The organism is Ochrobactrum sp. CGA5, from assembly GCF_006345815.1.
GTDB lineage: Bacteria > Pseudomonadota > Alphaproteobacteria > Rhizobiales > Rhizobiaceae > Brucella.
Window position 1 is genome coordinate 92,891 of sequence record NZ_VCIG01000004.1, and the last position, 12,525, is coordinate 105,415.

A 12,525-nucleotide genomic window follows, 5' to 3' on the forward strand; every position below is an offset into this window, starting at 1 on the left:
AAAGAAAAAAGCCCGGCAGAGCGAGAGACGCTGCCGGGCAGGCTGGGAGCGTCACTTCTTCAGGATCGCGTCCGCCTTCGCGGCAGCTTCTTTTAGTATGGCATCGGGTTCGCCTTTGCCGAGATAAATGCTCTGCATGGCGTTCGACGTGATATCGGCAATTTCTTCCCAGCCCGGAATGATCGGCGCAAAGCGGGCATCCGGCAGAAGTGCTGTAAACGCGGCAAGATCGGCATTATTGACGTAATAATCCATCTTTGCTTCTTCCTTGTTGACCGGAAGGAAACCTTCGCCCTGTGTGAATTTGGCCCGCCACTCGGTCTGGAACAGGAAGTTGAGTACCTTCCAGGCTTCTTCCTTGTTTTTGGAATTCTGGAACATGATGACGGAATCAGTCACGCCATAAGTACCTCGTGCACCTGTCGGCCCGGCAGGAATGGCTGCAACGCCATATTTGAGATCGGGCGCTTCTTCCTTGATCTGGTTGGACAGGAAAGGAGCGGTAATCATCATGCCAACCTTGCCCTGCTTGAACAGGTTTTGCACGTCCTCGCGTGCATAGGAAGTAACGCCTGGCTGGGTCAGGCCATCATCGATCAGCGACTTATAAAGCTTCGCAGCTTCAAGTGCGCCGGAAGTGCTAAGGCCCGAGGTGCCATCCTTGTTGAGGATTTCTGTCCCGTAGGACCACATACCGTAATAGTAATAGACGTCTGTCTCGATTTCCTTGCCCTGGAGACCAAAACCGTAATTCTCTCCGCCCAGCGCCTTGATCTTGGTGGCCGCGGCTTTCAGTTCGTCCCACGTTGCGGGCGGGTTTTCGACACCTGCCTTGGCCAGCAAGTCCTTATTGTAGTACATGGCACGGGCGGAGGCTGCGATCGGCAGGCCGTAGGTCTTGCCCTCAAGGACTGACGGTGACAGGAAAGTCTCGATGAAGCGACCCTTGAACTCGTCATTCATGTAACCGTCGAGCGGTTCAGCGATGTCCTGCTGCACGAAATCGATCAGCCAGCGTGTGCCGATGATCGAAAGGTCTGCATTGGTGCCCGCTGAAATGTCGGTCGTCAGTTTCTGCAGAAGCACATCCCATGGCACAACTTCGAAATTGAGCGTGATACCAGGGTTTGCAGCTTCAAACGCTTTTTTGACCTCTTCGAAATAAGGGGCGGTCTTGGAGCTGTACTCTGCCACGGTCATGCGCACTTCGCCCGCATTCGCAACCGACGACAGCGCCAGAATGCTCAATCCGGCCAAAAGACCGGCCTTCCATTTGTTGATAGACATCTTTCCGTTCCCTTGTTTTGCACCGCATTGTGGCGATGACTGTATATTTTGTTATTTTCCTACATTATCGGCTTTATTGTTAGCTTCAAGCGAAAAGTTTTGTTGCAAACTTACATTTTGCCTTCTAGGTTGATAAGAAGAAACACATGCAGAAAGCTGCTGCATAGAAGGGGATTAGTGTGGAGCAAGCAGGCGAATTTGCCGGAAAGTCGGTGCTGGTCACCGGAGCCGGTGGCGGGGTGGGTAGGGCGCTCGCCAGGCTCTTCTCTGAACGCGGTGCCCGCGTGATTGGTTGCGATAAGACACTGGAGGCAATGACAGGCGACGACTTTCATGCGCAGCATGCCTTCGATCTGCTCGATCGTGAGGGGTTGGAGCTGGCTGCAAAGCGGATCATAGCGGAATCGGGACTGCCCGATATCGTCATCAACAATGCTGGCTGGACACGTGCCGAGACCTTCGGTGGGTTGGATCAAAGCAATATCGACGCTGAGATTGATCTCAACCTGACTGCGGTTGCCAGATTTTCCAATGTTGTGGCACAAGCCATGGCAAAGCGCGGCAGTGGCATCTTCGTCTTCGTTTCCTCGGTCAACGGTCTCTCGCATTTCGGCAATCCGGCCTATGCGGCCGCAAAGGCCGGGATCAACGCCTTTGCACGTGGTATAGCAGTGGAGTTCGGCAGGAAGGGAGTGCGCGCGAATGTCGTCTGTCCCGGATCGATACGAACGCCTGCATGGGATCATCGTATCGCGCAAGATGCGGGCGTGCTGGAGCGCTTGCAGCGCTTCTATCCGCTTGGACGTATCGTCGATACCCACGAGGTAGCTGAAGCCGTAGCATTCCTGGCTTCTGACCGCGCATCAGGGATTACCGGCGCGATCCTTCCGGTAGATGCCGGGCTGACTGCCGGCTGCCGACCATTCATCGAAGATATTCTCGGAGGAGGCTGATCGATGAAAGAGGTTTCACTGCGCGGGATCAGCAAGACCTTCGGACAACTGACGGTCCTCGACCGTGTGGACCTTGATATTCAAAGCGGGGAATTTCTCGTTCTGGTCGGTCCTTCGGGCTGCGGAAAATCCACGCTTCTGCGGATGGTGGCGGGGCTTGAACCTATTTCCAGCGGCGATCTTTTGATCGGTGGACAACGGGCTAACGACTTGCCACCGCAAAAGCGCAATATCGCGATGGTGTTTCAATCCTATGCGCTGTTTCCGCATATGACGGCGCGTGAAAATATTGGATTTGGTCCGCGAATTCGCGGCGAGAAGTCGGGAGAAACCGCGGCGAAGGTGGACAGGGCGGCTTCCATCCTCAACCTCCATTCCTATCTTGACCGCTATCCGCGTCAGCTTTCGGGTGGGCAGCGTCAGCGTGTCGCCATGGGACGGGCCATTGTTCGCGAGCCATCGGTGTTTCTTTTTGATGAACCGCTTTCAAATCTGGACGCGCAATTGCGTGTGCAGATGCGCACCGAGATTAAGGCGTTGCATCAGCGCCTGAAATCGACGGTGATTTACGTCACCCACGATCAGATCGAGGCCATGACAATGGCTGACCGGATCGTGGTTATGAATCAGGGTAAGATTCAACAGGTCGGTGCGCCCTTGGATCTTTATGATCGTCCGGCCAACAAGTTTGTCGCGAGCTTTATCGGTTCTCCCTCCATGAGCTTCATTCCAGGAACGGTTTCGGGTGGTATATTCCGTACCGGAGAGGGGGAACAAATCACCGTTTCTGGGGGATCATTCGATACTCGACAGGCGGAAGCTGGAATTCGACCGGAGAATTTTATGGTCGCACCGGAAGGGAAGGGGCTGAAGCTCATCATCGAGGTGATCGAGCCGACAGGTCCCGAAACGCATATTTATGGCCGGATTGCTGGGCAGCCCATACGAGCTGTGTTTCGCGAGCGCATGCATCTTGCGCCGGGCGAGCAAGTGCCCGTAACTGCAAAGAGCGAATACATTCATCTTTTCGACAAGGATAGCGGTCTCCCGCTTTGAACGTCCGATGAGCAAGGTTGCTGATATCATCACGCGGCTGCATGTCGTTGCACAGGACGGGTCGAAATCCGACCGGCGGCTGGCTGCACTCGTTTTGGCTGATCCCGATTACGCATCCAAGGCGGCAATCTCGGAAATTGCGGCCAGGGCCGGAGTCAGCGAGCCCACGGTGACACGTTTTTGTCGGGCGCTGGGCTGCGATGGCGTGCGCGATTTCAAGTTCTTTCTGGCGCAGGCACTGGCCATTGGTGGCCAGTATCTGACGGCGGAAGTTCCTGCACGGGATGTGCGTGAAAGCCGCATAGCCACGGCGGTGACAGATGCAGCGATCACTGCCATCCAGCGGGCCAGCGACGGACTTGATATGGGCGTATTGCTGAAAGTGGCCGAAAGGCTTGCCGCCGGTGGCCCTGTGCTATGTCTCGGGTCCGGCGGTATCTCGTCCATGCTGGCAACAGAAATGCAGAACCGTTTGTTCCGGCTAGGTATTCCGGTCTGCGCGCAAGTGGATGGGCAGTTGCAGCGTATGTATGCGGCCGTCACTACACATGACACGACGGTGATTGCTTTTTCGGTCTCTGGATTCGCGCGTTCGGTGGTGGAGGCCCTGCTGGTTGCGCGGCAATATGGTGCACAGACGGTGGCGATCACACCTGCTGGCTCCGATCTCGCGAAGGCGACAGATCTGCTCATTCCTTACCAGGCCAGTGAAGACGGTAATATTTACAAGCCGACATCATCACGTTTCGCGCTGCTCGCCATCCTCGATATGATTGCCACGGCTACGGCTGAAGCGCGTGGACCGAAGGTTTTGGAAAGTCTGCGTCGTATCAAACATAGCCTTAATACACTCACCATAGACGATCCGCGTTTGCCGCTGGGAGACTGACTCATGACCAGACCGAAAACAGTCCACGAGGTGGATACGCCAGCTATCATCATCGACGTTGATCGTGTGAAAGCAAACATCGCCAAGGCTCAAGCCCATGCAGATGCAATCGGTGTTAAGCTGCGACCGCATATCAAAACGCATAAACTCCCGCTGTTCGCAAAAATGCAGGTGGAAGCGGGAGCAGTCGGTATCACTTGCCAGAAGCTCGGCGAGGCGGAGGTCATGGCCGATGCCGGACTGACGGACATTTTTCTGCCCTACAATATTTTAGGCCAGGAGAAGCTCGACCGGTTGCATGCGCTGCATCAACGCATCACTCTATCGGTGACTGTTGATAATTCAACTTGCCTCGCCGGATTGGCGGCGCGTTTCACCGATGAAAGGCACCCGCTGAAAGTGCTCGTCGAATGCGACACAGGCATGGGGCGCTGTGGCGTGCAGACGCCAGCCGAAGCATTGGAGTTGGCGCAGATTATCGGTCAAACTACGGGACTGTGTTTCGGCGGTCTGATGACCTATCCCGCGGCGGGGAAACCCGATGAAGCTGAGCAATGGCTTTATTTGGCACGGGAACTACTGGAAGCAAACGGTCTTCCTTGCGAGACGATTTCGAGCGGCGGCACGCCTGACATGTGGCACAAACCCGGTAACAGTGTCATCACCGAATATCGTCCCGGTACCTATATCTATTTCGATCGTTATCAGGTCAACAAGGGGGCTGCGACTACAGACGACTGTGCCTTTACCGTGCTTTCAACCGTCGTCAGCCATCCCACCTCCGAACGTGCGATAATCGATGCCGGGTCCAAGGCACTGTCCAGCGACACGCTGGGTCTGAGCGATTTTGGCGAAATAATGGGCCGTCCCGATGCTCGTGTAGTCGGTCTGAGTGAGGAGCACGGCAAGCTGACTGGCGACGTCGCCAGCCTGAAGGTTGGCGAGCGGGTGCGGATTATTCCTGACCATGTCTGCGTTGTCTCCAATCTCTTTGAGGAGGTCCATCTTGTGTCGGGCGAGAACGTCGTCGTTATCCTGCCGGTCGCTGCACGTGGAAAGTTAAGATAGTCGGAGGATAACATGAAGGCTGCGGTCAATCCGTTCGCTGGCGATAAGGATCGCGAGCAGATTTGGGAAATGCTTGTGCGGCGCGATATAGAAGCTTTTGTATCGCAGGACTGGTCCTTGGTGGCCGATGATTTTGATGAAGCACGGTTCCTTGGCATTCATGCGCATAATGATCGCGATCCCGATAAATGGGATGCCGGATTTCCTACACTCGCAAGCTATCGCGACGAATGGCTGCGGCAGGCGGCGGAAAGCGCGGCGGTTGAATACGCGGAATCTCTGGCAGACGGCATCTTTCGCGCGACCAACCTGAGTGTAATCGATATTAACGGTGACGTCGCTGTTGCGCGGAAAAAATTCGATGGAACGATAGCTAGGAAGGACGGAACAGTCGATCGTCTAAACTGGCAAACACTCTATTTCTGCCGCCGTAACGGGGCCCGCTGGAAGATCAACGGCTTTGTCGGATATATGGCTTATCGTTGAAAAATCAGGGCTTTTTGAAACTGCTCCATCCCGGTGCGGGTCGAATAATTCGCACTGTGATTATGTATAAACTATATAGTCTCCAGACACAGTATAATCATACAATTTTTCTGTAATTATACTCATTTAAATCCCGAACTATAATAGTTTGGGCAATGTCGCAGCTGATTGCGTATTTGTCGCAGACTATTCTGATAAATGACTGGAGCGGGATTACTATCTTCGTCAGGCTGGTCGATTGCATCCTGCTTTTGACGCTATTGAGCGGCCCCCTGAATTTGTCACACAACCCTTCAAAAAATCATTCAAGGGGACGGTTGTCGGACAAAACGTTTCGATGAAATCACGGCTGTGGGTGGACATGTCGGGAAATGACCTATATAGAATCAGGAAAATTATCAATAATCATTCCATGCGGACCGTTAGCGGAACGCAGATCGCGTGTGGGCACTTTGCGATGGAATGAAGTTCTGTCATTGTAAAAAGGAGATTAAGTCCGCCAGCACAGCGGGGTTAAACTTAATGCATGGTATTTTATACAAGGAAGAAAGTATGAAGTCGCCGGCTGAGACTAAGATAAGCTTGAAAGGCGTTTTTAAAGTCTTCGGCGATGACCCGGAGCGTGCAATGCAAGAATTGCGCGCAGGTAAGTCAAAAACCCAGATTCACAGTGAACTTGGCGCAACGATTGGCGTCGATGATGCGACCTTCGATATCTACGAAGGTGAAGTATTCGTAATTATGGGCCTCTCTGGCTCGGGTAAATCTACGCTACTGCGTCTGCTCAATCGCCTGATCGAACCGACGGCCGGTTCCATTGAAGTGGATGGCCGCGATATCGTCAAAATGACGAAGCGTGAGCTGATCGATCTTCGTCGTCGCGACATGAGCATGGTTTTCCAATCTTTCGCACTTCTGCCCAATCGTTCAGTCCTGAATAATGCGTCCTTCGGTCTTGAAGTGGCCGGAATGAGTGAGGCGGAACGTCACGAGAAGGCCCTGAAGGCTCTCGCAGCCGTTGGACTCGAGCCCTATGCTCACAGCATGCCGGACCAGCTTTCGGGCGGAATGAAACAGCGTGTTGGTCTGGCGCGCGCTTTGGCAAGTGAGCCGACCATTCTTCTGATGGACGAAGCTTTTTCTGCCCTCGATCCGCTTATCCGCACCGAGATGCAGGACGAACTCAAGCGGCTGCAGGCAGAACACAGCCGGACGATCATTTTCGTCAGTCATGATCTGGATGAAGCTATGCGCATCGGTGACCGCATCTGCATCATGCAGCACGGTAAGGTTGTGCAGGTGGGGACGCCAAATGAAATCGTGTCCGCACCGGCCAACGATTACGTCCGTTCCTTCTTCCGTAATGTCGATGTTTCCCGCGTGTTCAAAGCTGCTGATGTGGCGCGTGAGGACGAACTAATCACCTTTGAGCCTGAACAGTTGGCAACAGCGCTTGAACGTTTCGATGCCAGCGGAAAAACGTTTGGCGTGTTGATCGACGCTGACCGCACCTACCGCGGCATGGTCAGTCGTGATGCCCTCGCAAAGGGGGTTGTCGTGCAGGATGGCGAGAGACTGGATAGTGTCTCTGCAATCGAGGCCGAAGCGCCGCTATCTGGGTTGCTGACGCAGGTGGCGGAAAGTCCTTGGCCAGTTCCGGTGACAGACCGCCAGAACCGTTATGTCGGTGCTATCAGTAAATCGGCCTTGCTTGAAACGCTTGGACGCGCAGGCTGAGACCTGTGCGCCAACGGCCTTTTGCCTGACGAAGGCAGAATTGGTCCAATCCAGAAGAACTACGGAAATGGACGGTAGAACATGGATTTGAATTTCAGTGTCGGTGGATGGGCGGATGTTGTGGTCAATTACATCCTCGACCACTTTACGCCAGCGCTCGATACGATCGCAGCAGTCATCGGTTTTGTAACTGACGGTATTCAAAACGCTCTTCTCGCGGTGTCGCCGATAGGTGGGGTCGCAATTCTTACCTTGCTGGCACTTTGGCGCGTAGGGTGGAAGTTCGCGATATTTACGGCTCTTGCACTGGGCCTCATCATCCACATGGGTTTGTGGACCGGTACGATGGAAAGTCTTTCCCTGGTGCTTGCGTCAACGGTTATTGCTGTTGTGATCGGCATTCCGCTCGGCATCGCCATGGCACGTAGCGACACGGTGGCTTCGATCGTGCGCCCGGTGCTCGATCTTATGCAGACGATGCCTGCGTTTGTCTATCTCATTCCGGCAGCGATGTTTTTTGGCCTCGGCGCCGTACCTGGAACGATTGCGACGGTGATTTTCGCCATGCCTCCTGTCGTGCGTCTGACCAACCTCGGTATTCGTCAGGTTCACGCGGAGTTTGTGGAAGCAGGGCTCGCCTTCGGGTGTACGTCGCGACAGCTCTTGTTCAAGGTGCAGCTTCCAAACGCAATGCCCTCGATCATGGCCGGTATCAACCAGACGATCATGCTGTCGCTGTCAATGGTGGTCATCGCGTCAATGATCGGTGCGGGCGGCCTTGGCAATACGGTTTTGACCGGTATCCAGCGCCTCAATGTGGGGCTCGGTTTTGAAGGTGGCCTTGCAGTGGTCATTCTGGCGGTCATTCTCGACCGAATCACCCAGAGCTTCGGCAAGGGAGGAGCCGGGTTTTTCAAAAGGCTCGCGTCTTTAAGAAAGGCGGCGGATACCCAATCCGCCTCTTCCTTTCGTAAGCAGGAAGCGTGAAGCGAGCAAAAATAATCAAGAATAACAACGGGAACTGATACCAATCGAAAAGGAGAAGCTATGTTAGGCAAACTAACCAAATTCGGTCTGGCGGCAGTTGTGGCGGGAACGATGACCATGGGCGCAGCATTTGCGCAGGACGGCAAGCCGGTGAAAATCGGCTGGGCACCTTGGTCGGATGCCGAATTCGTCACCAAACTTGCCAAGAAGCTGATCGAAGACAATCTCGGTCAGAAGGTGGAGCTGGTTCAGACGGATGTGGCCCCGCTTTATCAGGGTGTAAGCCGTGGTGATATCGATGCCATGATGATGGCCTGGTTGCCGGAAACGCACGCAGACTACTATGCTCGCGTAAAGGACAAGGTCGAAGACCTCGGCCCGCTCTATGAAGGTGCGAAACTCGGCTGGATTGTTCCTGCTTACATCCCGGAAAGCGAGATCAGTTCTATTGAAGATCTGAAAAAGCCGGAAGTCCGCGAAAAGCTCAAGGGCGAAATTCAAGGCATCGATCCGGGCGCTGGCCTCACACGTCTGTCGCAGGAAGCAATCAAGGAATACGGGCTAGACTACAAGCTCAATATTTCGAGCGAAGCAGCGATGCTGACAACAGTAGACCGCGCCACCCGTTCCGACGGCTGGTTCGTGGCAACCTCGTGGAGTCCGCACTGGATGTTCGGCAAATACAAGCTGCGGTACATTGCCGATCCTAAAGGCGCTCTGGGCGGTGCGGAACACATTGATGCCATTGCACGCAAGGGTTTCAAGGAAGACAATCCGAAGGTTGCTTCGCTGCTGACCAAGATGAGCATTCCCATCAGCGAGCTTGAAGCTGCGATGTTTGATGCGCAGGAAACATCCTATGAGAAAGCCGTCGATAAATATATCGCGGACCATCCAGACCGCATCAAGGAATGGCTGGCTGAGTAATCAAAAGCTAAAAAAGGCCCCGGGAAACCGGGGCTTTTCACGCCTTATGCCCGCCGTGCAATCAAAATCCCTGATATCACGATGATGCCGCCAAGCGCCTGCAATAGGCCGATAGGTTCCGACAGGATAGTCCAGGCTAGAAATGCCGCGACGACCGGTTGCAGAAGCAGAGTGAGTGACGAGAACGATGCCGGAAGATAGGCGAGGGCATAAGCGATCATGCTTTGGCCTGCGGCATGGGTTATCCATGCGAGGCCTGCGAGAATAAGCCAGCCATAGACCGTGGCAGGCAGTATCTGACCTTCGATGAAATATGCGATCGGCAGTGAAAAGACAGCGGCAATAGCGCTGCTCCAAAGCATGATGCGCATGGTGGAAAAGCGGCTACGCAAGCGCCCGACCGAAAGAATGTAACCGGCATAAAAGACTGCCGCCAGAAGCGCCATCGCATCGCCGGAAGATTGGGAATGGAGCAGCGCGCCTGGTCCCCCCTTCAGCACAACGACACCGATGATAGCGACGGCAAGGCCGACCATGAAGGAGGTGCTCACACGCGATTTGAAAAGCAACCAGGCACCCAGTGTCACGAAAATTGGTGCCATGTTGGCAAGCAGCGTTGCATTGGCAACGGATGTCATGTGCAGCGACAAGTGCCATGCGCCGAGGTCGAAAGCGATGAACAGGCCCGGCAGCGCGAGGCGCAGACAGTCGGATAGTGTGAGGGGCCCCGCATCCGTTTCGTTGCGTCGTTCGTGGCTATCCATGAGTAGAAGCGGAAGAACTGCAAGCGCTAGACGCCAGAATCCAGTTGCCAGCGGACCTACCTCCGAGAGCCGGACAAAAATCGGCGAACTGCCGATAGCGATACCGCCGACGATCAGGGCCGTCATAGCCAATCGTTGTGCGTTCGGAGATGCGGAGCTTGCGGCGGTAGTATGCGACATTTTCAAACTCGATGTTATGCCTTGATGTGGCTTCTGCTCGCGCAATGCGGCAGTCAATAAACCTTCTTCGGCTTCGGACCGAACCAGTTATGGAGAAAGTCTGAGCACATTTCTTCCAAGAACCCGTTCTGAATGCTGTTTTCATGCCGCATAAGACCAGGAAAGAAAAAATTTTGCCCGCGACATTGATATGACGCGGGCTTCCTTATTCCTCTTTGGGGAAAGCGTCTAGCGTTTGCGTGCTGCGGTGACCTCAAACTTCGTCAAATTCTGTTCGTGGAACTTTCGGTTACAAAAAGCGCCCTTGTAAGGGCGCTCTTGCGACTTTTAGCGGTAGTAGGGTGAATAGCACTGTTTGCGGGGCCCATTGTATGGCTGGAATGTGTTGTCTGAGGACCGATAGGACCGGTAGCGATTATAGCACCACTGGACATGTGCATTCGACATTCTCGGAGCCCGATAGACAGGACGAGGCTGGCTTATAGCTCCACCAATTATCGCACCTGCACCGAACGCTGCGAGTGGATACCACCATCCATCACTGTGGCGGCGATAGCCGTGACGATAATGCCGGTAGCCGCGATGTCCGTTCCAATGTCCTGGCCGATTGTGCCTATTGCCATGATAGTGACGAGGCGGGCGGCGATGGTCACGCACTTGCTCGACATTCTGGTTGACGACAGGGCGTTCCAGATTCATCGGTGCAGCCATTGTCGGAGTGATGGACGTTGCTCCAAAGATTACGGCGAACGCTCCGACCCAAGTCTGTTTGAAGATATTCACGTGCGACTCTCCATTTTAGATGGTCAAAACAAACGCTTGAAATATCGATTTGTTCCCACGCATCTCCGGGCATTAAGACTGTCTACACCGAGTTTTGGTGGAGACGATGCGCAAAAGGAAAGGGAGCAGGCTCCTCCCCAAGAACCTGCTCCCTAATGCATCGCCCCCCGCCATAGGTGGTGCGATGCTTATTATTTGCCTTTGACAGGGCCGAATTCAGAGTTTCAGACCTTACCTTCGAGTGCGGCGTTTAGCAACTTCAACGCGCGTTCTTTTGTCAGTTCAATCGGGTTGCCGCCAGCCGTCGGATCAACGATAGCCATTTCGGCGATGAGGTCCTTCCGGGCGTCGTCCATTTCGAGGCCTTTGATAAATTCCGGCAGCGTATTGGGGACACCTAGATCACTCCGCAGCTTCATAACAGCAGCCAGAAATCCATCAAAGCCGCCCTTGATGCCGAGATAGTCAGCCAGCCTTTCGATGCGCTTTTCGATAGCCGATCGGTTCTGAAGCAGGACATAAGGCATGAAAACTGCATTCGTCATGCCATGATGGGTATCATAGAGGGCGCCGATAGGGTGCGAGAGTGAATGGATTGCGCCAAGACCTTTCTGAAAAGCCGTTGCCCCCATGGCGGCGGCGGCCATCATGTTTGCACGCGCTTCAATATTCTTGCCATCGGCATAAGCCTTTGGCAGATTCTCAAAAACCAGACGGATACCTTCCACCGCGATGCCATCAGCCATCGGATGAAACCCCGGAGCACAATAGGCCTCAAGGCAGTGTGCCAGCGCATCCATGCCTGTACCTACGGTGATGAAGGGGGGCATTCCGGTAGAAAGCTCAGGATCGGCAATGACAGTTACCGGCAGCATCTTCGGGTGAAAGATGACTTTCTTGGTGTGGGTTGCTTCGTTGGTTAAAACGCCCGCGCGACCAACCTCCGATCCGGTGCCGGCAGTAGTGGGTACGGCAATGATTGGCGCAATCGCTTTGCTGTCAGCGCGAGTCCACCAATCGCCAATGTCTTCAAAATCCCAGACCGGTCGCGTCTGCCCCGCCTGAAAGGCTATCAGTTTGCCAAGATCCAGTGCCGAACCACCGCCAAAGGCAATGACGCCATCATGCTTGCCGCTTTTGAAGACTTCAACGCCCGCATAGAGATTGCTTTCGACTGGGTTGGGTTTGACGTCGGAGAAAACCCCATGTTTCAGGTCGGTTTCATCGAGAATAGCGAGGGTGGACGCCACGACCGGAAGTTTCGCCAAGCCGGGATCGGTTACAAAGAGTGGGTTCTGAATGCCTGCGGCCTTGAGGACGGCAGGCAATTCCTTGATACGGCCTGGGCCAAAAAGCACTGTGGTGGGGAAATTCCATTTGGCTGTCAAAGTAGTCATGTCGATTGCTT

At 54.3% G+C, this 12,525-nt stretch carries 12 protein-coding genes; 8 read left to right on the top strand and 4 right to left on the bottom strand.

Going from position 1 to position 12,525, the window contains the following annotated elements:
* Positions 1–51: 51 nt before the first annotated feature.
* Positions 52–1,287 (bottom strand): sugar ABC transporter substrate-binding protein, encoded by a 1,236-nt coding sequence (locus tag FJQ48_RS04310; protein WP_139973977.1) that lies wholly within the window; start codon positions 1,285–1,287, stop codon positions 52–54.
* Positions 1,288–1,466: 179 nt separating this feature from the next.
* Between FJQ48_RS04310 and FJQ48_RS04315 the strand changes: the two genes are divergently transcribed.
* From FJQ48_RS04315 to FJQ48_RS04355, 8 genes are all read left to right on the top strand, one after another.
* On the top strand, positions 1,467–2,240 hold the full coding sequence (locus tag FJQ48_RS04315) for an SDR family oxidoreductase (RefSeq protein WP_139973978.1): 774 nt from the start codon (positions 1,467–1,469) through the stop codon (positions 2,238–2,240).
* A 3-nt stretch (positions 2,241–2,243) separates the two neighbouring features.
* The gene (ugpC, locus tag FJQ48_RS04320) at positions 2,244–3,296 is read left to right on the top strand and encodes a sn-glycerol-3-phosphate ABC transporter ATP-binding protein UgpC (RefSeq protein WP_139973979.1); all 1,053 of its coding nucleotides are present in this window, start codon (positions 2,244–2,246) and stop codon (positions 3,294–3,296) included.
* Positions 3,297–3,303: 7 nt separating this feature from the next.
* Complete coding sequence (locus FJQ48_RS04325) at positions 3,304–4,185, top strand: MurR/RpiR family transcriptional regulator (protein WP_139973980.1); 882 nt, start codon at positions 3,304–3,306, stop codon at positions 4,183–4,185.
* A 3-nt stretch (positions 4,186–4,188) separates the two neighbouring features.
* Positions 4,189–5,253 (top strand): D-TA family PLP-dependent enzyme, encoded by a 1,065-nt coding sequence (locus FJQ48_RS04330; protein ID WP_139973981.1) that lies wholly within the window; start codon positions 4,189–4,191, stop codon positions 5,251–5,253.
* A gap of 12 nt (positions 5,254–5,265) precedes the next feature.
* Complete coding sequence (locus FJQ48_RS04335) at positions 5,266–5,739, top strand: hypothetical protein (RefSeq protein WP_139973982.1); 474 nt, start codon at positions 5,266–5,268, stop codon at positions 5,737–5,739.
* A gap of 552 nt (positions 5,740–6,291) precedes the next feature.
* Positions 6,292–7,476 carry a glycine betaine/L-proline ABC transporter ATP-binding protein ProV gene (gene proV / locus FJQ48_RS04345; RefSeq protein ID WP_139973983.1) on the top strand — a complete coding sequence of 395 codons (1,185 nt, stop codon included), beginning with the start codon at positions 6,292–6,294 and terminating at the stop codon, positions 7,474–7,476.
* Positions 7,477–7,557: 81 nt separating this feature from the next.
* Entirely contained in the window at positions 7,558–8,463 is a 906-nt protein-coding gene (locus FJQ48_RS04350; protein WP_139973984.1) for a proline/glycine betaine ABC transporter permease, read from the top strand.
* A gap of 60 nt (positions 8,464–8,523) precedes the next feature.
* The gene (locus FJQ48_RS04355) at positions 8,524–9,390 is read left to right on the top strand and encodes a glycine betaine ABC transporter substrate-binding protein (RefSeq protein WP_139973985.1); all 867 of its coding nucleotides are present in this window, start codon (positions 8,524–8,526) and stop codon (positions 9,388–9,390) included.
* Between the two features lie 44 nt (positions 9,391–9,434).
* On the opposite strand, the gene FJQ48_RS04360 is transcribed toward FJQ48_RS04355, so the two are convergent.
* The 3 genes from FJQ48_RS04360 to FJQ48_RS04370 form a co-directional block, all read right to left on the bottom strand.
* Positions 9,435–10,334, bottom strand: a complete 900-nt coding sequence (locus FJQ48_RS04360; protein ID WP_139973986.1) for a DMT family transporter — start codon at positions 10,332–10,334, stop codon at positions 9,435–9,437.
* A 327-nt stretch (positions 10,335–10,661) separates the two neighbouring features.
* Positions 10,662–11,117 carry a BA14K family protein gene (locus FJQ48_RS04365; protein WP_139973987.1) on the bottom strand — a complete coding sequence of 152 codons (456 nt, stop codon included), beginning with the start codon at positions 11,115–11,117 and terminating at the stop codon, positions 10,662–10,664.
* Between the two features lie 224 nt (positions 11,118–11,341).
* Complete coding sequence (locus FJQ48_RS04370; protein ID WP_139973988.1) at positions 11,342–12,514, bottom strand: iron-containing alcohol dehydrogenase; 1,173 nt, start codon at positions 12,512–12,514, stop codon at positions 11,342–11,344.
* Between the last annotated feature and the right edge of the window lie 11 nt (positions 12,515–12,525).